This window comes from Streptomyces sp. NBC_00193, assembly GCF_026342735.1.
Lineage (GTDB): Bacteria > Actinomycetota > Actinomycetes > Streptomycetales > Streptomycetaceae > Streptomyces > Streptomyces stoeckheimensis.
This window is the reverse complement of the sequence record NZ_JAPEMM010000001.1, coordinates 2,606,535-2,629,237: the sequence shown is the minus strand read 5'-3', so window position 1 is coordinate 2,629,237 and position 22,703 is coordinate 2,606,535. Positions and strand designations below refer to the sequence as shown.

General features: G+C 72.0%; 21 protein-coding genes. 11 read left to right on the top strand and 10 right to left on the bottom strand.

Going from position 1 to position 22,703, the window contains the following annotated elements:
• Nucleotides 1–108 precede the first annotated feature (108 nt).
• The 4 genes from OG898_RS11505 (at nucleotide 109) to OG898_RS11490 (ending at nucleotide 4,671) form a co-directional block, all read left to right on the top strand.
• A complete protein-coding gene (locus tag OG898_RS11505; protein ID WP_266956608.1) occupies nucleotides 109–2,073 on the top strand; it encodes a C1 family peptidase in 1,965 nt (654 codons plus the stop codon).
• Nucleotides 2,074–2,099: 26 nt separating this feature from the next.
• Entirely contained in the window at nucleotides 2,100–2,405 is a 306-nt protein-coding gene (locus OG898_RS11500) for a protease inhibitor I42 family protein (RefSeq protein WP_266956606.1), read from the top strand.
• A gap of 89 nt (nucleotides 2,406–2,494) precedes the next feature.
• Nucleotides 2,495–3,145: a GntR family transcriptional regulator gene (locus OG898_RS11495; RefSeq protein WP_266956604.1), complete on the top strand. Its 651-nt coding sequence runs from the start codon at nucleotides 2,495–2,497 to the stop codon at nucleotides 3,143–3,145.
• Entirely contained in the window at nucleotides 3,142–4,671 is a 1,530-nt protein-coding gene (locus OG898_RS11490; protein WP_266956602.1) for a nitrate/nitrite transporter, read from the top strand. The genes OG898_RS11495 and OG898_RS11490 overlap by 4 nt, the downstream gene beginning before the upstream one ends.
• 222 nt (nucleotides 4,672–4,893) lie before the next feature.
• On the opposite strand, the gene OG898_RS11485 is transcribed toward OG898_RS11490, so the two are convergent.
• Complete coding sequence (locus OG898_RS11485; RefSeq protein WP_266956600.1) at nucleotides 4,894–5,511, bottom strand: helix-turn-helix domain-containing protein; 618 nt, start codon at nucleotides 5,509–5,511, stop codon at nucleotides 4,894–4,896.
• 39 nt (nucleotides 5,512–5,550) lie between these two features.
• Nucleotides 5,551–6,381, bottom strand: coding sequence for a maleylpyruvate isomerase family mycothiol-dependent enzyme (locus tag OG898_RS11480; RefSeq protein ID WP_250738793.1), 831 nt, complete (start codon nucleotides 6,379–6,381; stop codon nucleotides 5,551–5,553).
• A 172-nt stretch (nucleotides 6,382–6,553) separates the two neighbouring features.
• Between OG898_RS11480 and OG898_RS11475 the strand changes: the two genes are divergently transcribed.
• The gene (locus tag OG898_RS11475; RefSeq protein ID WP_250738794.1) at nucleotides 6,554–7,333 is read left to right on the top strand and encodes a carbon-nitrogen family hydrolase; all 780 of its coding nucleotides are present in this window, start codon (nucleotides 6,554–6,556) and stop codon (nucleotides 7,331–7,333) included.
• Nucleotides 7,334–7,430: 97 nt separating this feature from the next.
• The gene (locus OG898_RS11470; protein ID WP_266956597.1) at nucleotides 7,431–8,168 is read left to right on the top strand and encodes a hypothetical protein; all 738 of its coding nucleotides are present in this window, start codon (nucleotides 7,431–7,433) and stop codon (nucleotides 8,166–8,168) included.
• A 25-nt stretch (nucleotides 8,169–8,193) separates the two neighbouring features.
• On the opposite strand, the gene OG898_RS11465 is transcribed toward OG898_RS11470, so the two are convergent.
• On the bottom strand, nucleotides 8,194–8,697 hold the full coding sequence (locus tag OG898_RS11465) for an LURP-one-related/scramblase family protein (protein ID WP_250738796.1): 504 nt from the start codon (nucleotides 8,695–8,697) through the stop codon (nucleotides 8,194–8,196).
• Nucleotides 8,698–8,729: 32 nt separating this feature from the next.
• Between OG898_RS11465 and OG898_RS11460 the strand changes: the two genes are divergently transcribed.
• The gene (locus tag OG898_RS11460; protein ID WP_266956595.1) at nucleotides 8,730–9,533 is read left to right on the top strand and encodes a hypothetical protein; all 804 of its coding nucleotides are present in this window, start codon (nucleotides 8,730–8,732) and stop codon (nucleotides 9,531–9,533) included.
• Here the strand turns inward: OG898_RS11460 and OG898_RS11455 are convergent.
• Nucleotides 9,530–9,994, bottom strand: coding sequence for an SCO4225 family membrane protein (locus OG898_RS11455; RefSeq protein WP_250738798.1), 465 nt, complete (start codon nucleotides 9,992–9,994; stop codon nucleotides 9,530–9,532). The two genes, OG898_RS11460 and OG898_RS11455, sit on opposite strands and share 4 nt — an antisense overlap.
• Nucleotides 9,995–10,288: 294 nt before the next feature.
• On the opposite strand from OG898_RS11455, the gene OG898_RS11450 reads away from it, so the two are divergent.
• The 4 genes from OG898_RS11450 (at nucleotide 10,289) to OG898_RS11435 (ending at nucleotide 14,751) form a co-directional block, all read left to right on the top strand.
• Nucleotides 10,289–10,810: a SigE family RNA polymerase sigma factor gene (locus tag OG898_RS11450; protein WP_250738799.1), complete on the top strand. Its 522-nt coding sequence runs from the start codon at nucleotides 10,289–10,291 to the stop codon at nucleotides 10,808–10,810.
• Nucleotides 10,807–11,694 carry a hypothetical protein gene (locus tag OG898_RS11445; protein ID WP_250738800.1) on the top strand — a complete coding sequence of 296 codons (888 nt, stop codon included), beginning with the start codon at nucleotides 10,807–10,809 and terminating at the stop codon, nucleotides 11,692–11,694. The genes OG898_RS11450 and OG898_RS11445 overlap by 4 nt, the downstream gene beginning before the upstream one ends.
• A gap of 213 nt (nucleotides 11,695–11,907) precedes the next feature.
• Nucleotides 11,908–12,849, top strand: a complete 942-nt coding sequence (locus OG898_RS11440; RefSeq protein WP_266956593.1) for a serine hydrolase — start codon at nucleotides 11,908–11,910, stop codon at nucleotides 12,847–12,849.
• Nucleotides 12,850–12,906: 57 nt separating this feature from the next.
• Entirely contained in the window at nucleotides 12,907–14,751 is a 1,845-nt protein-coding gene (locus OG898_RS11435; protein WP_266956591.1) for an NHL domain-containing thioredoxin family protein, read from the top strand.
• Nucleotides 14,752–14,815: 64 nt separating this feature from the next.
• On the opposite strand, the gene OG898_RS11430 is transcribed toward OG898_RS11435, so the two are convergent.
• The 6 genes from OG898_RS11430 to OG898_RS11405 form a co-directional block, all read right to left on the bottom strand.
• A complete protein-coding gene (locus tag OG898_RS11430) occupies nucleotides 14,816–17,056 on the bottom strand; it encodes a hypothetical protein (protein WP_266956589.1) in 2,241 nt (746 codons plus the stop codon).
• Nucleotides 17,057–17,140: 84 nt separating this feature from the next.
• Complete coding sequence (locus tag OG898_RS11425; protein WP_266956587.1) at nucleotides 17,141–17,824, bottom strand: hypothetical protein; 684 nt, start codon at nucleotides 17,822–17,824, stop codon at nucleotides 17,141–17,143.
• A gap of 193 nt (nucleotides 17,825–18,017) precedes the next feature.
• On the bottom strand, nucleotides 18,018–18,356 hold the full coding sequence (locus OG898_RS11420) for a hypothetical protein (RefSeq protein WP_266956585.1): 339 nt from the start codon (nucleotides 18,354–18,356) through the stop codon (nucleotides 18,018–18,020).
• A gap of 123 nt (nucleotides 18,357–18,479) precedes the next feature.
• The gene (locus OG898_RS11415; RefSeq protein WP_250738806.1) at nucleotides 18,480–19,778 is read right to left on the bottom strand and encodes a M18 family aminopeptidase; all 1,299 of its coding nucleotides are present in this window, start codon (nucleotides 19,776–19,778) and stop codon (nucleotides 18,480–18,482) included.
• Nucleotides 19,779–19,876: 98 nt separating this feature from the next.
• Nucleotides 19,877–20,617 (bottom strand): hypothetical protein, encoded by a 741-nt coding sequence (locus OG898_RS11410; RefSeq protein WP_250738807.1) that lies wholly within the window; start codon nucleotides 20,615–20,617, stop codon nucleotides 19,877–19,879.
• Between the two features lie 231 nt (nucleotides 20,618–20,848).
• On the bottom strand, nucleotides 20,849–22,675 hold the full coding sequence (locus OG898_RS11405; RefSeq protein ID WP_250738808.1) for an acyl-CoA dehydrogenase: 1,827 nt from the start codon (nucleotides 22,673–22,675) through the stop codon (nucleotides 20,849–20,851).
• Nucleotides 22,676–22,703 lie beyond the last annotated feature (28 nt).

The window sequence follows — 22,703 nt, the reverse complement described above, 5'->3', positions numbered from 1 at the left end:
CGTGCGACCGGCGTGCCGCCGCGCGACCGTACGGACCCCCTTGACGCGCCCTCCGCGCAGGTGGACGCTCCCGGGGCTCGGATCCGTACGGTGCGTTGGGGGGCCGGAATGCCGGAGCAGTCGGAGGGGCGCGTCCAGACGGCGGGGGAGCTGCGGGCCCTGCTCGCGGCGCGCGGGGCGCTGTGGTCCGTGAGCGAGCACCTCGGTGACGGGGACGCCGTTCCGAGACCGGCCCTGGGGCTCGGCGCGGCCACGGCGGATGCCGGTCTCACCCCTGCCGGGGAGGTGTCTCCGGTGGACCTGCGGAGCCTCGTGGGCCGGGCCAGCGGCAATCCGCACCTCACCCGGCGCAGGAGGGCGCACGGACTGCTCGCGGCGACGGGCGCGGGCGCAGCCACCGACGCAGCCACCGACGCAGCCGGGTCCACGGCCGCGGGAACCGCGGCCCCCGCCCGGCCGTCCGCCGTGGACTGGCGGAGCCGGTGGGGGCACGCCTGGCTCACCAAGGTGAAGGACCAGAACCCGTGCAGTTCCTGCTGGGCGTTCGGGGCGGCCGGCCTGGTGGAGTCGATGGCCCGCATCGAGCACCACGTCTGGGCCGAGCGGTCCGAGGGGGACGTGCACGACGGGCTGAAGGCCCGCTGCGGACAGACGGGCAGCCCCGAGGCCGCCCTCGACTGGATCCGGACCAACGGCGGACTCGCGGACCCGGGCTGCTGGCCGTACTCGCCGCCGCCGCCCGGAACCCCCGTGGACCGCCGGGAGGCCTGGCGGGCGGAGTACACCCCGAGCTGGGACCGTTCCGGGCGGACCGTCCGCATCGCCGGGTACGTCCGGCTCGGCGACGTGGAGCAGCAGAAGGTCTGGCTGGACACGGTGGGCCCGCTGACCGCCTGCTTCGACGTGTACGAGGACTTCTTCGGGCTGGGCTCCGGCGTCTACCACCGCACCAGCGACCGGCTGGCGGGCGGGCACTGCGTCCTGATCACCGGCTACGACGACGCGGCCGGCTGCTGGCTGTTCAAGAACTCCTGGGGGACCGGCTACCACGTGGGCGGCTACGGCCGGATCGCGTACGGCGAGGCGCGCATCGACGACTGGGCGAAGTGCGGGCTGCAGGACACCAACATCGACCCGTGGAGCAAGCGCCGCCTGCACACCGGCAACGTCTACGAGAGCGGCAACGGCCGCGCCCACCGCAACTTCGAGCTGGCGGCCCTCGCCGACTCCGCGGGCGGCCCGCTCCGGCACTGGTGGCGCGAGGGCGACGCCCCGTACGCCTGGAACCGCGCCCAGAGCTTCGCCTCCGACGCCTCGGGCCAGCCCGCCTTCACGGGGACCACGTACAACCGGAACATGGAGTCGCTGCACGTCACCCCGGGCGGCCGGCTGCGCCACTGGTACTACGAGCACTTCGGCGGCGCCTGGCGCGACGGCGGCGCCTTCGGCCCCGGCGACGCGGCGGTCGGATCGACCCCGGCCTTCATCCAGAGCGACTACGGGGCGCCGGGCAACTTCGAGGTGGTCGTCCGCACCGCCGACGGCCGCCTCAACCACTGGTGGCGGATCAACGGCGCCCCCTGGACCTGGAACGACGGCGGCCGCTTCGCCTCCGGCATCGCCCACTTCGGCCCGGCCCTGGTCCAGACCCGCTCCCGCCACCTCGACCTGGTCGCCACCCGCACGGACGGCCGGATGCAGCTGTGGTGGCGCGACGACCCGAACGGGTTCGTGTGGCGCCCCGGCGAGATCTTCGGCTCCGGCGTCACCTCCGCGCCCTGCCTGATCGAGGCGCAGTACGGGGCGGCCGACGAGGACACCGCCGGGAACTACGAGCTGTGCGTGACGGGCCCGGGCGGCCGCGTCGAGCACTGGTGGCGCGGCAACGCGGGCGGCGCCGCCTGGCAGCGCTCCGCCGTCTTCGGCCACGACGTGCTGGCGGTCACCGGGATGCTCCAGGGCAGTTTCGGGTTCAACCTGGAGGTGATCGTCCTGCGCACCGACCGCCTGCTCCAGCACTACTGGCGCGACGGCTCCGGCTGGCACGAGGGGGCGGTGATCGGTCCGGCCTAGGCCGCCACGGGAGAGGAGCAGTCCGCGTGGAGGTGCGCGAGGTGGTGCTCGCGCCCGGCGAGCCGTACGAGCTGCGGCTCACCGGGCGCGGTGCGCGCGGCTACGTCTGGACCTGGCGGGTGACGGGCGACACGGACGCCGTCGCGGTGGCGGAGGGTACGCCGGAGCCGCCCGCCGCGGAGCCGCCGCTGCCCGGGGCGACGGTGGAGCGGGTGTACGTCGTACGGGGGCGGGTGGCGGGCCGGGCCCGGATCCGCTTCGCGCAGGTCCGGCCGCCGTATCCGGAGGAGGCCGCGTACGACGAGTTCGTGCTGGACGTCGTGGTGCGGTGAGTGCGGTGAGGTCCACATGGTGACGGTGCCGTAGGTCCACATGGTGGACGTCGCGCAACTTGCACCTCTGTTGTATCTATGCTGTGCGCATGCCACCCGCCGGTACCACTGTGACCGCTGCCGAACGCGTCTACCAACACGTGAAGCAGGCCGTGCTCGACCGCCGCTACGAGGGCGGGGTGCTGCTGACCGAAGGCGAGCTCGCGGTCGCCGTCGGGGTCTCGCGCACACCGGTCCGGGAGGCGCTGCTGCGGCTGGAGACCGAGGGACTGCTGAAGCTGTACCCGAAGAAGGGCGCCCTCGTCCTCGCCGTCTCCGCCCAGGAGATCGCCGACGTGATCGAAACCCGGCTGCTGGTGGAGGAGTTCACCGTCCGCCGGGCCGTGCCCGCCCCGGCCGGGCTGCTGGAACGGCTCGCGGAACTGGTCGAGGAGCAGCGCCGGCTCGGTGACGCCGGCGAACTCGCGGCGATGATGGCCGCCGACCGCGCCTTCCACGCGGAGATCGTGCGCAGCGCCGGCAACCAGATCCTCTGCCGCCTCTACGACCAACTGCGCGACCGCCAGCTCCGCATGGGCGTGGCCCTGCTGCACGCACACCCCGAGCGGGTGGAGCGGACGCTGGCCGAGCACCGGGAGATCCTCGACGCCCTGCGCGCGGGCGATGCGGACACGGCCGCCGCGGCGGTACGGGCCCACGTGCGCCGGGTCGGGGAACTGGTGCGGGGGTCCTCCCGATGACCTCCGCCTCCGCCTCCGCCGCCTCCGCCGCCTCCGCCGCCTCCGCCGCCTCCGCCGCCGAGGCCTCCGACGCCCCGGCCGTCCCCGCGGCCTCCGTCTTCAGGGACCCGCCGGGCGGCCGCAAGGCGGTGCTCGTCTGGTCCATCGGCGTCGCCGTCTACTTCGTGGCGGTCATCTTCCGCACCAGCCTCGGCGTGGCCGGGCTGGAGGCCGCCGACCGCTTCCACGTGAACGCCTCGGCGCTGTCCACGTTCTCCCTGCTCCAGCTGCTGGTCTACGCGGGCATGCAGATACCCGTCGGCCTGATGGTGGACCGGCTCGGCACCAAGAAGGTGCTCACCCTCGGCGCCGTGCTCTTCACCGCCGGCCAGATCGGCTTCGCGCTCTCCCCCTCCTACGGGATGGCCCTGGCCGCCCGCGCCCTGCTGGGCTGCGGGGACGCCATGACCTTCATCTCCGTCCTGCGGCTCGGCACCCGCTGGTTCCCGGCCCGCCGGGGCCCGCTGATGGCGCAGCTGGCCGGCCTGGTCGGGATGGCCGGCAACCTGATCTCCACGCTGGTGCTGGCTCCCGTGCTGCACGGGGTCGGCTGGGTGCCGGCGTTCGCGGGCAGCGCGGTGGCGGGCCTGGTGGTGCTGGTCCCGCTCGTGCTGTTCCTGCGTGACCATCCGGAGGGCCACGAGCCCGCGCCGCACGCGGCCACCGGGGCGGGGGGCTTCGTACGGCGCCAGATCGCCGACTCCTGGAAGGAGCCCGGCACCAAGCTCGGCCTGTGGGTGCACTTCACGACGCAGTTCCCGGCGATGGTGTTCCTGCTGCTGTGGGGCATGCCCTTCCTCGTCGAGGCCCAGGGGCTCTCGCGGACCACCGCGGGCGGGCTGCTCACGCTGGTGGTCGCCTCGAACATGGCGCTCGGCCTGGTCTACGGCCAGATCGTCGGCCGCCGGCAGTCCTCCCGGATCCCCCTCGCCCTGGGCACGGTCGCCCTGACCGCGCTGCTGTGGGGCTCGGTCCTGGCCTACCCCGGGGACCACGCGCCGATGTGGCTGCTGATCGCGCTCTGCCTGGTGCTGGGCACGTGCGGGCCCGCGTCGATGATCGGCTTCGACTTCGCCCGCCCCGCCAACCCGGCCGAACGTCAGGGCACCGCCTCCGGAATCACCAACATGGGCGGTTTCATCGCCTCGATGACGACCCTGCTGGTGGTGGGCCTGCTGCTCGACGCCACCGGGGACAACTACCGCATCGCGTTCTCGTCGGTCTTCGTCCTGGAACTCCTGGGCATCGCCCAGATCCTGCGCCTGCGCGGCCGCGCCCTGGCCCGCGAACGCGAGCGGGTGGGTACGGGCTCGGGTACGGGCTCTGGCTCGGGTACGGGCTCGGGCGGAGGAACCCCGGTACCGCCGGTTGTACTTCCCGCGCAGTCGGTGCCTCCGCCGGCCCCGGTTCCGGTCGCCACCGCCGTGGCGGCCGCCGGGGCCGGCACCCCCGTCGGCACCCCTGCCGACCCGCGGCCGGCCCGGTGACGTCCGGTGCCGGCCCGGTATGCGCGCAGGCCCCCGCACCGAGGAGGACGGGCCGGGGTGGGACAGACCCCCGTCCTTTCCCACCTGTCCGTCCGTCGACTCCGCGGAGTCGGGTTCCGGCCAACGCGTGCCGAGCCTATGAGGGCTCCGCGCGGCCGCGTGTGCACTGAGTGCAGGGACCGTTGACAATCCGCGCAACAGCCCCGGCTGTGGTTTAGGGGGTCAGGGGGCAGGGGTGTCGTCCCGATCGGGCCGGGCCACCGCCGCGCGGCGGAACTCGCTCGGGCTGGCCCCGTACGTCTCGCGGAACAGGCGGCTGAACACCGAGGCGTTGGTGAATCCCCAGCGCAGGGCCACGGTGTGGACGGGGACGGTGAGCTGACCGGGGTCGGAGAGGTCCTCGCGGCAGCGCTCCAGCCGGCGCCGGCGGATCGCGGCCGCCACGCTCTCCCCGCGCTCCCGGAAGAGGAGCTGGAGCCGGCGCAGCGATATGCCGTGCCGGGCGGCGACCGCGGACGGGCTCAGCTCGGGATCGCCGAGGTTGTGCCCGATGAAGGCGTCGACCCGGGCCGGCAGCGACCGGGTCGGGCCCCCATCGGACAGCTCGTCCCCGGCGCCGGGCCGCCCGGCGAGGCAGGCACCGGCCAGGTCGAGGGCGATGACGCCCAGCTGCTCCAGCTCGGCGGGCGTGCACTCCTCCCCGTGCGCGGCCAGGGAGCGCATGTACTGCGCGAGGATCGCCCCCATGCCCCGGTCGGCGGGGATCCGCTCGGCGAGCACGCGGTCCACCGGGCCCACCGGGTCCACCCGATCCACCCCCTCCACCGGGTCCGACCGCACCAAGGTTCCTCCGGCCTACGGGGTCACTGGGTCACGGAGTCACGGAGTCACGGAGAAGTGGGCCAGGATGGCCTCGGCCAGCGCCGGGTCACCCTCCACCTTCACCCGGTCGGCGACGGTGTGCGCACGCACCCGGCCGGCCGCGAGGCGCACGTACGTCTCCCAGTCCAGGGTCAGCGTCACCGCGGGCCCCAGCGAGGGGGCCTTGTCGATGGTGCCGCGGCCCTCCGCGTCGACCCGTACGGTCCGCATGAACTCCAGCGCGCCGTGCACGTCGATGACGACGGCCGAGTTCGCGGGTGCGCCCGCCTTCTTCGCGACCACCTTCGGCAGCCCGGCGAGCAGGAGGTCCCTGGCCACGTAGGCCCCCGGCGAGTCCCAGTTCCCCGGTACCCCCAGGGCCGCCCGCAGATCCTGCTCGTGGATCCACACGTCGAACGCGCGCAGCCGGAGCGAGTGCTCCAGGGTGGCCGGTTCGCCCAGCGGTCCGCGGATGATCGTGTCCGGATCCCGCTTCTCGTTCCGCAGCTGACGGGAGCGGCGGATGATCGTGTACTCCAGCTCGGAGGTCATCTCGGGCGCGGTGTGGTGCCGCCGCACGTCGACCTGCACTTCCATGTACCGGGAGAACTCGTCGACCACGTGCCGCAGGTCCCGCGGCAGGGTGTGGATCGGCCGCGGGTCGCCCAACTGCTCGCACTCGATCCCGATGACGTGGGACACGACGTCGCGCACGGACCAGTTCGGGCAGGGCGTCGCCCGGCTCCACTCGCCTTCCGTCAACGGAAGGACCAGCTCGGATATCGCCTCGATGGAGTGGGTCCACGCGTCGGCATAGGGCTGAAGGCTGGGATGCGGATGGACGGTCAACGGGACCCCTCGCGTGCTGTTCATCGGCCTGTTGGCGCGTTACGTGCAGTGGCGCGTTCTGGAAGCTTGTGCAATGGCTTCAAAACTACGCTGCCGGTGAGCACCCCGGCAGTGCTTTCGTGTGACGATCGTAGGCCCGAGTTGACGGCTTGAAAGCCAGGACGGTGGTACTGTGCGCGCTTCCCTGATCCAAATCGCGGTGAATGAGGGCGAGTCGGTGGTTTCCCGCCGCTCCCGGGTCGCCGACCTCGTACGCGAGCAGTCCGGGTCGGACCTCGTCGTCCTGCCCGAGCTGTGGACCGTGGGCGCCTTCGCCTACGAGCAGTTCGAGACAGAGGCCGAGCCGCTGGACGGCCCGACCTACGCGGCCATGGCCGCGGCCGCCCGCGACGCCGGGGTCTGGCTGCACGCCGGTTCCTTCGTGGAGCGCGCGGGCGACGGCTCGCTCTACAACACCGCGCTCGTCCTCTCCCCGACGGGCGAGCTCGCCGCGACGTACCGCAAGATCCACCGCTTCGGCTTCGACCAGGGCGAGGCCGTCATGATGTCCGCGGGCGAGTCCCTGACCACGGTCGCCCTGCCGGAGCAGACCCTGGGCCTCGCCACCTGCTACGACCTGCGCTTCCCGGAGCTGTTCCGCGGCCTGGTCGACGCCGGGGCGACGACGCTGGTCGTCTCCGCGGGCTGGCCGGCCCGCCGCCGGGAGCACTGGACGCTGCTGAACCGGGCCCGTGCCGTCGAGGACCAGTCGTACGTCCTCGCGTGCGGATCGGCCGGCAGCAACGGGGGCGTGGAACAGGCCGGGCACAGCCTGGTCGTGGACCCGTGGGGCGAGGTCCTCGCGGAGGCGGGACCGGGGGAGGAGGTCCTGACGGTGGACCTGGACCCCAAGAAGGTCGCCGAGACCCGCGAGCAGTTCCCGGCCCTGAAGGACCGCCGTCTCGGCCTCTGAGCCCGTCGGAGGGCCCGCGTCACGTGCGTGCTTTACTCGCCCGGAGCCCCTGGGGGACGAGGACGAGAACGACGAGAGCACGGACGGGGTGCGGGCCATGACGGACGTGAAGGCGGACGAGAGACCGGCGCAGGCGTGGGCCGAGCTTCCGGAACCGGCGGAACCGGAACCGGCGGAACCGAAGCCGGCGGAACGGGCCCACTGGCTCCAGCGCTCGACGGCCGGCCTCGCCACCCTCCTCATGGTCGCCATGACGGCCTTCTGCGCGACGTCCCCGCTCGGCATGGTCCTGCTCCTCCCGCTCGTCGCCGTCACCTGGACCCTCTTCGTCAGGGAACGCGATGCGTTCCGGACGCTGTGCATCGCCGTCGGCGGCTTCGGTCTCGTCATCGGGATCCTGCTGGCCTTCTTCGGCTTCTTCCCGGTGGTTCCGTCGGCGATCGTCCTGCTGCTGGCCGCCTGGGCCGATCCGCGCCGCAGCCCGGCCGTCGCCTGGGCGTTCGCCGCACTCGCCGCGATGGTGGCCGCGCTGGCGCTGACCGCCGCGGGCGCGCTGGCGTACAACGCCTATCTGAGGCCCTCGTACGCCTACTCCGTGGACATCACCGGCTCCCTGTACAGCGAGGACGGCCTCCCCAAGGTGGACTTCCGGCTGGACGGAGTGACAGGCGTCCACGAGGCGTTCGACGATCCCGTGACCCGCGTGCAGGTGACGTACGACAAGAGCCTCACCGGACCCGAGCGCGCCGCCCTGCGCGAGGCCCTGCGCGAGGTGCTGAAGGCCTTCCCCGGCGCCGGTCCGCTCAAGGACTGCGGCATCGGCGACTGCGACTGATCCGGCCTGATCCGAAAGACACCCCCTAGGCGTCGCCCGGACCCTCCCGCTCCTTCTCCGCCATCCGGATCACGCACACCGCGACGGCGACCAGCAGCGAGGCGTCGGCGTCCTCCCGGACCACGTCGACGGCGTACGTCTCGCGGACCCGGTACCACTGGCGGGAGATCAGCGCGAGCAGCTCCCCCTCGTACTCGACCTTGAACTCCCGGTCCAGGATCCGCCCGCTGACATCGAGCTCGGTGCCCTCGTTGAGCGTGACCAGGTAGTGGTTGCGCAGCAGCGAGAACCGCTTCTTGCGGATCACCGCGAGCCGCCGCTCGTCGCGCTCCAGCGTCATCGCGTCGCGCAGGGCGAAGAGCTTCTCCCGCAGCGTGATGAGGATCCGCCCGTCGGGGTCCTTCAGCTCCAGGGTGTCCCGGAACCGCAGGGCCTTCCCGTCCATGAGGAAGGCGTGCCGGCCGTCCTCGTCCTCGATCCAGTAGTCGTCCCCGATGGCCAGCATTTTGTCCCGTACCAGGTATTTCACGCCCTCATCGCTGCCCGCGATAGGTTCCGGTCATGCCACTCCTCTATGTGACCGACCTGGCGTATCCGGCGCGCGGCCGCCGCTACGGCGACGAGGACGTCTTCCTCACCGCACGCCTGCGCGAGCACTTCCCCCTCGCCCTGTGCCATCCCCTGGACGCGGAGGCCCTCCTCCCGGCCTTCGACACCGTGGTCGTCCGCAACAGCGGCCCGGTCCTCCACCACCAGAAGGCCTACGACTCCTTCCGCGCGGCCGCCCTCGCCGCCGGCACCCGGGTCTACAACCCGCTGACGGGCCGGGGCGACATGGCGGGCAAGCAGTACCTGGTGGACCTGACCGCCTCCGGCCACCCGGTCATCCCCACGATCGACGACCCGGCGCACCTGTCCCTCCTCCCGGCCTCCCCCACCTACGCGGTGAAGCCGAAACAGGGAGCGGACTCGATAGGTCTCACCTTCACCCCGCACCCGGACTGCGCCCCGGGGGAGTTCCTGATCCAGCCGCGCATCGACTTCGCGTACGAGGTGTCCTTCTACTTCGTGGACGACACCTTCCAGTACGCCCTCTACGCCCCCGACCCGGCCCGCCGCTGGGAGCTGGTCCCCTACGACCCGACCCCCGCGGACCTGTCCTTCGCCCGCACCTTCATCGACTGGAACACCCTCACCCACGGCATCCAGCGCGTGGACGCCTGCCGCGCGCCCTCGGGCGACCTCCTCCTGGTGGAGCTGGAGGACCTCAACCCGTACCTCTCCCTGGACCTCCTCCCGCCCGAGGTCCAGAACAGCTTCGTCACCTCCCTGGTCGCCTCCCTCCACAGCTTCGGAGCCTCTTAGCCCCGGGCGGCAGCGGCGGCGACGGCCCGCCGGGCCACGTAGCGGAGCAGGGCCCAGATCGCCCCGGCGTTGACGAGGGCGCCGACCAGGACCGCGCCGTAGAGGCCGAACTCGCCGAACAGGCCGAGCTTGGAGTCGTCGAGGGACGTGTCCGGGGGCACCCAGTCCGCAGGGCGCGGGGCGGACTCCGGCAGGAACTCCATGGGCGGCTCGGGAGGCAGCTGCGAGCCTTCGTAGCCGGGCCCCCCGGCCGGGACCGACTCGTCGAAGGAGTCCGGGTCGGGGATGAAGGCGCTCAGCAGGAGGAGGCTGACCGGCGCGGTGGCCAGGATCGGCAGGGCCGCGAACATCCCGATGTCCCCGGTCCGGCTGGCGATCGCGATGTAGACCAGCATCGAGAGCACCAGCGCCAGGTATCCACCGGGCACCCACATCTCGGGCTTCGACCAGCGCCGTGCCATCACGTTCCTCGTTTCCCGTTCCGTCTTCTGCGTTTGCGTTCTGCTTCGTTCGTTCTGCAGTCAGTGTCGAAGCTGCCGAGGTCCGCCACCTGAGTACGCCTACTCATCCTGCGCCGCCCTGCGTACCTGGTCAGAACCGTGCAGGGGCGCCGGAGGAGGTGCGGAGGATAACGCTTGGGTCACGGTCGGGGAGGGCGTGCAGCAGCCGGGGAGCCGGCTCCGTCAGGTACGTCGGGGGAGCCAACGGGGCTTCGGGAGGGGTGCAGATGCGCAAGAGGCACGGGCCGGGTGGCCATGCGAACCGCTGACGTTCCCGCCTTCACGGCCTTCGTGCAGGCACGGTCCTCGGCACTGTTCAGGACCGCCCTGCTGATCACCGGCGAGCGGCACGTGGCCGACGACCTGGTGCAGTCCACGCTGGAGCAGGTGTGCCGGCACTGGCGCAAGGTCCGCTCCGCCGACGCACCGGAGGCCTACGCGCGCCGGATCCTGGTGAACCTCGCGAACGACCGCTGGCGCAGGCTGCGCGGCCGTCCGGAAGTACCCCTGGACGAAGGCATCGGGGGCGGGCACGTCGATCCGTACAAAGGCCTCGTGGTCCGCGACGAGTTGATGCGCGAACTGCAGTCCCTGCCGGTCGGCATGCGCACCGTGCTGGTGCTGCGGTACTTCGAGGACCTCGACGATGCGGAGATCGGCCGCTTGATGAACATCTCGGCCGGCACGGTCCGGTCCCAGGTGGCCCGGGGCCTGTCGAAGCTCCGGTCGACCGTCGGTACACAGGCACTGCGCGCGGGTTCGGAAGGGGCGGCATGAAGGACTTCGACCTGGAGGAGGAGCTGGCCGCGGCCATGCTCGACCGGGCGGCACAGGAACCGCCGCGCGGCTACGACGTGGACGGTCTCATCGGGCGGGTACGGCAGCGCAGGCGCCGCCTGCAGACGGGCGCGGCGGCCGCCGCGGCGATCGTGGCCCTGGGCGCCGGCTTCGCCGTCCAGGAGAGCCGGGACCGCACCTCGACGCCCGCACCGGTGGCGACCGCACCGGCTCCCACCCTGCCTCCCGCCCCCTCGCAGCCCGTCAAACGGCCCCCGGTCGACCCGGCCCGGTCGACGCACACCCTGTTCCTCTCCGCCCTGCGCTACCAGAACCCGGCCACCCGCTCCCAGGTGGATCCGGCCGAGGTGGCGGCGCTGTTCGCCAACGAGCCCACGTACCGGCGGATCTGGGGCACCGACTCGCTCGGTGTGACCTGCGGCGCCGCGGTCGACGGCGTGCTGGTGCCGGGTCAGGTCCTGCTGTACCGGGGGACCGAGCCGCTCGACCGATCCCCCTCCCTCACCTTCGACGGGACCACGGGCCTGGTGGTCGACCTGACCTGCGCGACGGGCTCCGGAGGCGGCAAGGGCGGCGACCCGACGGTCTCCGGCTTCTACGGAGGGCTGGTGGCGGCCACCAAGGCCGGTGATTCCACGGCCCTGGAGACGCTCGGGAAGCAGTTCATGACCGCGCACCTCCGATCCGCCCAGGGCCCGCAGCACGCCGGCACCTGCTCCTTCACCACACCCCCCTTCTGGCTCGCCGACAACCCCTCGTCCGGAACCGTCACCCACGGATGGACCGTGGACCTCGGCGGCCCGAACGCCTTCCCCATCGAGATCGACGAGAACGACAAGATCTCCCGCTCCTGCGGCGGATGACCCGCACCGCCGGCGCCGGCTCCCGCTGAGCCGGCCGCCGGCCGCACCCTGACGGCGCGCTGCCGCATCCCGGCAGGCCCGGCAGGCCCGGTCGCGCTCCCGCACGCGCCTCCACCCACACACGCCACGGCTCGCTCCGGCATGCCCTGACGCGCCCCGACGCGCGCCGCGGGGCGATGTCCGCGTGCCCGGACATCCGAAAGCGAGTCCCGCATGAAGCACCGGACGGCCTTGCTCCTCCCCCTGCTCATGGGCGGCGCCCTGGCGGCCCGCCTCCTGATCCCGGCCCCGGGCCTCGCCGGGTCCCGGCCTCCCCGCCCCCTGCCGATGGCGGCGACCTCGGCGGCGCCGGTCCCCACCGCGCCGGCCCCGACGGAGGCGGCCCCCACGCCGCCGCCCCGGGCGGCCCCCGCCCCCGCCCCCGCGGACCCGGCGCAGGCCGTGCGCCGCGCGCTCGACGGGCTCGGGGCGCACCACGGCCGGTACGCGCTCGCCGCCCTGGACCTCACCTCGGGCCGCGCGGCAACGTACGGCCCGTCCACCGAGACCTTCACCTCGGCGAGCATCATCAAGGTCGACATCCTGGCCGCCCTGCTGCTGCAGGCCCAGGACCGCGGGGTCCCGCTCACCCCTGCCCAGCGGCGGCTGGCCTCCGACATGATCCGCTTCAGCGACAACGACGCGGCGCAGGAACTCTGGACCGCCATCGGCCGACGCCAGGGTCTGGACGCGGCCAACGCACGCCTCGGCCTCACCCCGGCACACGCCGGCCAGCGCGGCCCCTGGGGACTCACCCGCACCACGGTCGGTGATCAACTGGCGCTACTCAAGGCCGTGTTCACGGAGAACTCTCCGCTGACCCCTACATCCCGCTCCTACGTGCGCGCCCTCATGGGCGACATCGCCGCCGACCAGGACTGGGGCGTCGGCGCAGGGGGCGCCCCCGGTGCCCGGCCCGTGCTCAAGAACGGCTGGCTCCCGGGCGGGACGCCCGCGCGGTGGGCCGTCAACAGCATCGGCCTCGTCGAGCGCGCGGGCCACACGCTCCTGATCGTCGTCCTCACCGACGCCCAGCCCACCCGCGAGGCCGGCACGGCCCTCATCGAGCGTGCCGCGTCGGCCGCGGCCGAGGCGCTGGTGGGGCGTACGGCCTGAGCAGGGGCTTCGTACGGGCGTGATCCGGCGTTCACGGGCGGATGGCAAGCTTGAAGCATGAACGATGCCGCCCCGGCGCCCACCCCTGCGCCCGCGCCCCGCCGACGTGCCCGTGTCCGTGCCCCCGAGCTGATCGGCAAGGGTGGCTGGCTCAACACCGGCGGCAAGGACCTGACCCTCGCCGACCTGCGAGGACGGATCACGATCCTCGATTTCTGGACCTTCTGCTGTGTGAACTGTCTGCACGTGCTCGACGAGCTGCGCGAGCTGGAGGAGAAGCACCGCGACACCGTCGTGATCGTCGGCGTGCACTCGCCGAAGTTCGTGCACGAGGCCGAGCACGCGGCCGTCGTCGACGCCGTCGAGCGGTACGGGGTGCACCACCCCGTGCTCGACGATCCCGAGCTCGCGACCTGGAAGCAGTACGCCGTCCGCGCCTGGCCCACGCTCGTGGTGATCGACCCCGAGGGGTACGTCGTCGCGCAGCACGCCGGGGAGGGGCACGCGCACGCCCTCGCGAAGCTCGTCGAGGAGCTGGAGGCCGAGCACGAGGCCAAGGGGACGCTGCGGCGCGGGGACGGGCCGTACGTGGCGCCCGAGCCGGTGGCGGGTGACCTGCGGTTCCCCGGGAAGGCGCTCGTGCTGCCCTCCGGGAACCTGCTCGTCTCCGACACGACCCGGCACCAGCTGGTGGAGCTGGCCCCCGACGGGGAGAGCGTCGTACGGCGCATCGGCGGCGGGGAGCGCGGCTTCGGGCCGGAGGCCTTCAGCGAGCCGCAGGGGCTCGCCCTCCTCCCCGACGGGTCCGTGGTCGTCGCCGACACCGTCAATCACGCGCTGCGGCGCTTCGACCCCGCGACCGGGGCCGTGGAGACCGTCGCCGGGACCGGGCGGCAGTGGTGGCAGGGGTCCCCGACCTCCGGGCCGGCCCTCGACGTCGACCTGTCCTCGCCGTGGGACGTGGCCTGGTGGCAGGGCCGGGTGTGGATCGCCATGGCGGGCGTCCACCAGCTGTGGACCTGGGACCCGGAGACCGACACCGTCGCCGTCGCCGCCGGGACGACCAACGAGGGCCTGCACGACGGGCCGGCCGCCGAAGCCTGGTTCGCCCAGCCGTCCGGGCTCGCGGCCACGGAGGACCGGCTGTGGATCGCCGACTCCGAGACGAGCGCGCTGAGGTACGTCGAGGCCGACCCGGAGGGTGACGGCTACGCCATCCGTACCGCCGTCGGCTCCGGCCTCTTCGACTTCGGCCACCGGGACGGCGACGCCGCGCAGGCACTGCTCCAGCACCCGCTCGGCGTCACCGCGCTGCCCGACGGCTCGGTCGCGGTGTGCGACACGTACAACCACGCCCTGCGCCGCTACGACCCGGCCACCGACCAGCTCACCACGCTGGCCACCGACCTCCGCGAGCCCAGCGACGCGGTCCTGGTCGGCGACGACATCGTCGTCGTGGAGTCGGCCCGGCACCGCCTGACCCGGCTGCGCCTCCCCGAGGAGGCCGTACGGGTCGACGCGGTCGCCCACCGCACCCAGCGGGCCGCCACCGAGGTGGCCCCCGGCACGCTCCGCCTCGACATCGTCTTCCAGGCCCCGAGCGGCCAGAAGCTCGACACCCGCTACGGCCCCTCGACCCGCCTCCTGGTCTCCTCGACCCCGCCCGAGCTCCTGACGGCGGGCGACGGAGCGGGCACGGACCTCTTCCGGGAGCTGACTCTGAACCCGGACCTGACCGAGGGCGTCCTGCACGTCTCCGCGATGGCCGCGTCCTGCGACGACGACCCGGAGAACGAGTACCCGGCCTGCCACGTCCACCAACAGGACTGGGGCGTCCCGCTGACCATCACCCCGAGCGGCACGACCCGACTCCCGCTGGTATTGGCGGGGATGGACGACTGACGGTGAGGACGGACGGGCCCGGACCGGCATCAGCTGGTCCGGGCCCGTCGTCTTCCGCCATCCGTCAGAGGAGCTCGTCCTCCTCCTGCCACTCTTCCGGCGCGGTCTTCCGGCGGAGGTTCTCGATGTCCGTCTGGAGACCGACCAGCGTCTTCAGGAGGTCGTCGAGCACGCGGGGCGGGATGACCGGGGTGTGCCCTCCCACCTCCGGCTCCAGCAGCAGGAGCCGGTCGAGGGCATCGCGGGCCGTGGTCACGCCCTGGCGCACGACCTGTCGGTGGTCGGCGGCCCGCTGACTGGCGGGCCGCTCGTCCGTCAGAGGGGCGCTCGGCTCGGTGAGTACCGGGGCGGAGCCGTCCGGGACAGGATCGGGCTCCCCGGCCGTCACGGCCAGGGTGGTCCCAGCGGCGTCGGCTGGCTTTGGCCGCGACGATTCGGCTCGGGCCGGGTTGGAGGCCCAGACCACGTCCCACTGGAGAAGGGGCTCGGTGACGCCGTCCGCGTCGCGGGCGAGCTTGTCGTCCTCCTTCAAGTCGGTCTTGAAGTGGATGTAGACGCCGCCGGGCCCGGCCGGCGCCTTCGCCTGCGAGGTGAGCTGGCGCATGGTCACCGCGTTGGTGGGGAGCGAGTTGCTCCGGAAGCGTTCCGCGGCGAGGGCGAGCGTCCACAGGCCCAGTTCGTTGTCCTGATGGGACAGGTCCTCGACGATCTGGTTCACATCGGCCCGGAAGGGGACACCGCCCTTCTCCTTGGCGGCCAGGAGCGCTGAGCCGACGTTGCGGGTCAGCAGTTTGTCGGCGATGAGCGCGACCCCGCCCGCGACGGCCAGGGTGCAGCGGGCGTTGTTGTCACCGGCCAGGGCGGGTTCCACCAGGGTGGTGAAGTCGTCGGTGGGGACGGGGTCCCAGTCCTTGGTGACATCCGCCGTCAGCACGCCGCCGTTGGCCCAGGCGTTGCGGGCCTGCTGGGCGACCAGCTTCTTGTGGCTGCGCCACGGCAAGTCGATGAGCGGGCCCAGGAGTTCGGCATAGGCCTTCAGCCCCATCCGCCTGCCGCCCTTGATGGCCTTGGCCTGGTCCTTCAGCCGTTCCAGCAGTTCGGGCCTGGTGAGGGCGTGGACCAGATAGATGCTGCGCCAGAGAGCCGTACCGGGAGGGTTGCCAGGGAAGAGCGACGGGATCTCCTCCACCGCTATCCGCCCCACGGCCAGCCCGTAGACGGCCTGCAGATCGTCGTGGGACACCAGCGAATCGCCCTGCTGGATGACCCGCTTGAGGGCGCGCGTGGCGACCTCCACGTTCTGGGCGGCCACGTCCCACTGCTTGAACTCGACGTGTACGGAGGCCAGTACGGAGCGGATCGCGTCGTCGAAGATGTCCTCGGCCGCGAGCAGCCGGCCGGGGTGTCCTTCCACGCCGACCGCGATCTGCGCGGGCAGCACGTAGGTCTGGGCGATCTGGACGGGACGCAGCCCCGGATCGGGCAGGGCGACCTGCTGCGAGAACTCCGTCCGTAGGGACCGGCGCCAGGCCTCCCGGCCGGCGGCGAGGCGCTGTCCGAGCGGCTGCTCGCCCTTGGCGGGTACGGCCGCGGGCCCGTGACCGAACAGGGCCTGTACCGCGCCGTCCGCCGCTGCGGCGTCGTCCGCCTCGGGCCCGGCGAGGACGGCCCACGCGCTGGCCAGCCGGGTGATCCCGTCCCGCACGACGACGGCGTGGAAGGACTCGGTGTCGTCCTCGAAGGAGATCTCCACCGGGTGCGTGATCAGGTTACGGGTGACCTTGCGGGCCAGGATCGAGGGCGCGTAGCTGTTGAGCGAGAGGGTCCCGTGGATGGTCTGCCACACGTGGTCCCTCAGATGGGCCAGGTCCCGGTACCTGTAGCGCACGACGGAGCAGGGGCGGCCGTCCTCGGTGATCCCCTGGACCTGTGGGTCCGCGGTTTCCATCACCTCCATACCGGTACGGGGCTGGATGCCGGGCAGCAGTTCGCTGAGGTGCACCCGCGTGATGACGGACCGGAGGGTGGCGCCCTCGACGTTCTCCTCCATCAGAAGGCCGTCGGTGGCCTGGGAGGAGCTGGTCTGGAGCTGCACGGCGAGGCCGTCCGGGGTGATGGTCGCGCGGGCCACCGCCTCCCAGGCCGACTCGGACAGCAGGGTGGCCGGATTGGCGGTTCCGGCCGTGAGGACCTTCGCGCGGGCGTCCTGCGTGGACGGTTCGGGAAGGTCGTGGTCGATGTTGGAGACGAGCACGGCCTCGGGTCCCCAGTGGACCGTCAGGGTGCGGGGCGGAATCACGGACATGGGGTGGGCCTCCCGGTCGGAGTGCGTGCGGCGAAGCGCCCCGGGCGCCGGGGGCGGTGTGCCCCCGGCGCCCGGAACATGGAACTACGGCTGGTCCCCCGTGGGGTGGTCGAGCAGCGTCCGGTACCTGTCGTACGCCACGAACTCCGGGGGCTCCAGGAGCACCAGGACGGCGGACGGGTCCGGCAGGAACCGGGCGGCCAGACGGCCACCCGCCTCCACGCGGCCGTCATGGGACGCGGCCCAGGACGGCCGGAAGTTCCCGTCCCGGACGAACGCCAGCGCGGACTGGCCGCTGCGGGCGTGACGGGGGAGGAGGACCCTGTCGACGACGGCCTCGCTGATTCCGGCGGAGGTGGTGTGGTTCATGTGCACGGTGCGCAGGGTGGTGCCGCGCAGGGTGGTGGCCATCGTGAGAGCGCGGCGGCCGAGGGCGCGGGCGTGCCGCTTGTCGGACTGCTGGTGGCCAAGGTGCGGGTTGCGCCGCAGGCCGCGTCCGGCGAAGAGGTCGCTGGCGTCGAGCCGGAACCGCTCGGTCGGGTTCCCGCGCCGGCTGGGCTGGAGGGTCTCCCAGCTGGCGGCGGCGGTGGTCACGGTGTCGGGCGCCATTCCCATGGCCGTGGCCGTGCTCACCGTGCCGTTCCCGGAAGGGGCCAGGAAATAGACGTACTTGGGGGGACCGGAAGGCCCCAGGGTGACCACCGTGAAGGTAGAGTGGGAGCGCTCGCCGCCGGCGGCGAGCTGATGGGTGCAGGGCGAAGCGGACATGTGTCCTCCAGTTGACGCATGCGTGCATGACCAGAGCCTCGACCGAAGGGGCCGGGCAGCGGGTCACGGCGTCAGCGCCACTCCCTGCGTGTTCCACGATACGGCGGTAACAGGCCGTGTGACAAGCGCACTTGTAGCGTTAACCTGACGGGTCATCGGTTATCGCAGGTCAGCGGCTTGTGTGACGTACGTCTCAGATCAAGTAATCGTCCAGTGAGTCGTAGTTCGCCACGAGCGCGGACAGTGGATTCGTGCCCATGTGCTCCAGCTGTGCGATGGACGTGGCGATCGATACCGCCTGACCGAGTGAACTGTCCTTCTGGATGACGAAGACGAAGTCGGTCTCGGAAGTTGGCAAGCGTCGCGGCAGCGTGATCAGCCCGAGCGATGCGAGCTCCTTCGTAATCTTCTCGCATAGCTCTGCGCTCAGGCGGGCGCGCCCCGGTTGTGCCGTCTGCTTGATGAACTGCATCGAGAACCGCTTGACCCCGTGGTCCACTTCGACAGCGTGCTTGATAATGGTGAAGTCCATAACTAAATACACTACTGAGTTATGTGCTTAGTTATCAAGGGTGTTGTACGCGAGAACCCCGCCCCCGACGGTGTGTCGGGAGCGGGGTTCCGGGGCCGGGCGGGAGGCGGAAGTCGGGGAGCCTCAGTTCTCCAGGAACGCCAGCATGACGTTGGCCAGGAGGTACGGGTCGTCTGCGCCGCAGAGTTCGCGGGCGCTGTGCATCGAGAGGATGGCGACGCCGATGTCGACCGTCTGGATGCCGTGGCGGGCCGCGGTGATCGGGCCGATCGTGGTGCCGCACGGCATCGAGTTGTTGGAGACGAAGGTCTGCCACGGGACGCCGGCGCGCTCGCAGGCGTTCACGAACACCGCGCGGCCGCTGCCGTCGGTCGCGTAGCGCTGGTTGACGTTGACCTTCAGGATCGGGCCGCCGTTGGCGCGCGGGTGGTGCGAGGGGTCGTGCCGCTCCGCGTAGTTGGGGTGCACGGCGTGGCCGGTGTCCGAGGAGAGGCAGATGGCGCCGGCGAAGGCCCGCGCGCGGTCCTCGTAGGTGCCGCCGCGGGAGAAGACTGAACGTTCCAGCACGTTGCCCAGGAGCGGGCCGTCCGCGCCGGTGTCCGACTGCGAGCCGTTCTCCTCGTGGTCGAAGGCGGCCAGCACGGGGATGTGGTCGAGGGTGCCGGACGTGGAGGCCGCGGCGAGGGCGGCGACGCCCGCGTGGACGGAGAGCAGGTTGTCCATGCGCGGGCCCGCGAGGAGCTCGCGATCGCGGCCGAGGTAGGCCGGGGGCTCGATCGAATGGACCATCAGGTCCCATCCGGCGACGGAGCCGCGCTCCAGGCTCTCCTCGTCCTCCAGGAAGGCGATCAGGTCGCCCTCGTGGACGTCGCCGAGGCCCCAGATCGGCTGCATGTGCCGCTGCTTGTCCAGCTTGAGCCCGTCGGTGTTCACCGACCGGTCGAGGTGCACGGCGAGTTGGGGTACGCGCATCAGCGCACGGTCGACGTTGACGAGGCGTTCGGTGCCGTCGAGGAGGGTCAGCCGTCCGGCCAGGCCCAGGTCGCGGTCGAGCCAGGTGTTGAGCAGGGTGCCGCCGTAGATCTCCACGGCGATCTGCCGCCAGCCCTGGGTGCCGGTGTCGGGCAGCGGCTTGACCCGGAGGTTGGGGGAGTCGGTGTGCGCGCCGATGATCCGGAACGGGGTGTGCGCGGCCGCGCCCTCGGGCACGTACCAGGCGATGATCGCGCCCCCGCGGAGTACGAACTTGCCTCCCGTGCTCGCGTCCCACGCGTCGGTCTCGGCCAACTGCCTGAATCCGGCCTTCTCCAGCCGCTCGGCCGCGTTGGCCACGGCGTGGTACTGCGACGGACTCGCCGCCAGGAAGGTCATCAGGTCGTCGGTGTGGCCGCGGTCGAAGCGGGCGGCGGCGGGAGAGCTCATGTGGGTCACCTTAACGACGGTCGTGTTCGTCATGGCCGGACTGCGGCGGATAGCCGGAGGAAGGGGCCGCGGGGGTGTGGTCCGGGCCCCGGGCCGTGTCAGCCCGGCGGACGGTCGAAGCGGCGCTGCAACTGCCTGCGCTCGCCCCGGCGGATGCGCGGGAGCATTTCCGGGGTCTGCGCGGAGCGCTGCGCGCGCCTCTTGCGTCCGGCGCAGAAGATACAGGCCTCACCGGGAGGGGCGTCGGGATCGATGGGTGCGCCGGGGTGTTCGGAGCAGCCGGAGGCGTTGCGCGGCCGGGACAGCTCGCGGGCCACGATGAAGGCCCGGTGCAGGTCGTCGGCCATCGCGACGAAGTCGTCGGGGGGCGAGGACAGGCTCAGGTGGAAGCGCCGCTCCTCGACCGTGCGCAGGCGGGTCTGCAGCGCCTGGAGCGTGTACGGGGGGTCGGGCACGGGGTAGCCGAGCCGTCGCTGCTCCCCGGCGGGCGGGGCGGCGGCCGCGGCCCGGGCGCCCTGGGCGCGCAGTCCGAGGCGGCGCCGGTCGTTGCAGATCAGGCAGCGTCCCCAGCCGTCGGGCGCCTCGGGGTCGAGGGCGCCGTTGGGGTGCTCCGGGCAGCCGGTGTAGCTCTTGGCGGGGGCGAGCCCGGCGGCGGTCTGGAAGGCGGTGTAGAGGGCGTCGGCCACCGATTCGTACTCGGTGGGGTGGGCGCCCTCGTAGAGCTCCTTGAGGTGGTCTCCGAGGCTGCCCACGGCGGACTGCAGCTCCTTGAGGGCATAGGGCCGCCCGGTCGGGACCGAGTACCCCCTGCTGCCGCGCTGCTGCTCCTGTGGACTCATACCCACGAGCGTCCCACGAACCACCGACATCCCGGGAACCCCGCAGCCCACAGGCGGTACGGGGCCCTGGACGGACCGTGGGCGCAACGGGTCGCGCGACGGTTCGCGGAACCCTTCGCGCACCCGTTCGCGTACCCGTCGGCGCACGCCGACGGCCGGGCCCCCGTGCGGAGGACCCGGCCGACTGCGCGTACGTACACCGCGTACAGCTGTGGGAGGAGGGACCGTGGCCTAGAAGGCGGCCTCGTCGAGCTCCATCAGGGTGTTGTCGACGGACTCGGCGAGCGCGCGGGCCACGGCGACGCCCGGCAGGACCTCGGCGGCGAAGAACTTCGCCGCCGCGATCTTGCCGGTGTAGAACGGCACGTCCTTGGCGGAGGCGGCCGGCAGCTTCTCGGCGGCCACGGCCGCGCCCTTGAGGAGCAGGTAGCCGACGACCACGTCGCCGGAGGCCATCAGCAGCCGGGTGGTGTTCTGGCCGACCTTGTAGATGTTCTTGACGTCCTCGCCGGTGGCGGTGAGGTCGACGACCATCTGGCCGACGATGGCCTCCAGGTCGACGGCCGCCTTGGCGAGCGCGTCGCGGGCCGGGGCCAGGTCCTCGCCGCCCTCGCCCTCGGCCAGGAACTTCTTGATCGTCTCGGTGAGGACGTTCAGGGCGGCACCCTGGTCGCGGACGATCTTCCGGAAGAAGAAGTCCTGGCCCTGGATCGCCGTGGTGCCCTCGTAGAGGGTGTCGATCTTGGCGTCGCGGATGTACTGCTCGATCGGGTATTCCTGCAGGTAGCCCGAGCCGCCGAAGGTCTGGAGCGACTGCGCGAGCTGCTCGTAGGACTTCTCGGAGCCGTAGCCCTTCACGATCGGCAGGAGCAGGTCGTTGAGGCCCACGAGGGACGCGGTGTCCTCGCCGGCGGCCTGCTTGACCTGGATCTCGTCCTGGACGGAGGCGGTGTACAGGACCAGGGCGCGCATGCCCTCGGCGTACGCCTTCTGCGTCATGAGCGAGCGGCGCACATCGGGGTGGTGCGTGATGGTGACCTTGGGGGCCGTCTTGTCCATGAAGTTGGCCAGGTCCGGACCCTGCACGCGCTCCTTGGCGTACTCCAGGGCGTTCAGGTAGCCGGTCGACAGGGTCGCGATGGCCTTCGTGCCGACCATCATCCGGGCGAACTCGATGATCATGAACATCTGGCGGATGCCGTCGTGCTTGTCACCGATCAGCCAGCCCTTGGCGGGGTGCTGGTCGCCGAAGGTCATCTCGCACGTGTTGGAGGCCTTGAGGCCCATCTTGTGCTCGACGTTCGTCGCGTAGACGCCGTTGCGCTCGCCCAGCTCGCCGGTCTCCCAGTCGAAGTGGAACTTCGGGACCAGGAAGAGCGAGAGGCCCTTCGTGCCCGCGCCGTGGCCCTCGGGGCGCGCGAGGACGTAGTGGAGGATGTTCTCCTCCATGTCGTGCTCGCCCGAGGTGATGAAGCGCTTCACGCCCTCGATGTGCCAGGAGCCGTCGTCCTGCTGGACCGCCTTGGTGCGGCCGGCGCCGACGTCCGAGCCGGCGTCCGGCTCGGTGAGGACCATGGTGGAGCCCCAGCGCTTCTCGACCGCGAGCGCGGCGATCTTCTTCTGGACCTCGTTGCCCTCTTCGAAGAGGACGCCGGCGAACGCCGGGCCGGAGGAGTACATCCACACGGCCGGGTTCGCGCCCAGGATCGTCTCGGCGAAGGCCCAGATCAGGGACCGGGGCGAGGTGGTGCCGCCGATCTCCTCGGGCAGGCCCAGACGCCAGTACTCGGAGTCCATGAAGGCCTTGTAGCTCTTCTTGAAGGACGCCGGGACGGGCGCGGTGTTCGTCGTCGGGTCGAAGACCGGCGGGTTGCGGTCGGCGTCCTCGAAGGAGGCGGCCAGCTCGTTCTCGGCGAGCTTGGCTATCTCGCTGATGATCGTCTTGGCGGTCTCGGTGTCCATCTCGCCGAACGGGCCGGTCCCGTACACGTTGTCGCGCCCGAGCACCTCGAAGAGGTTGAACTCGATGTCGCGGAGATTCGACTTGTAGTGCCCCATGGCGACGGCTCCGTAGTGCTCGGTGAGA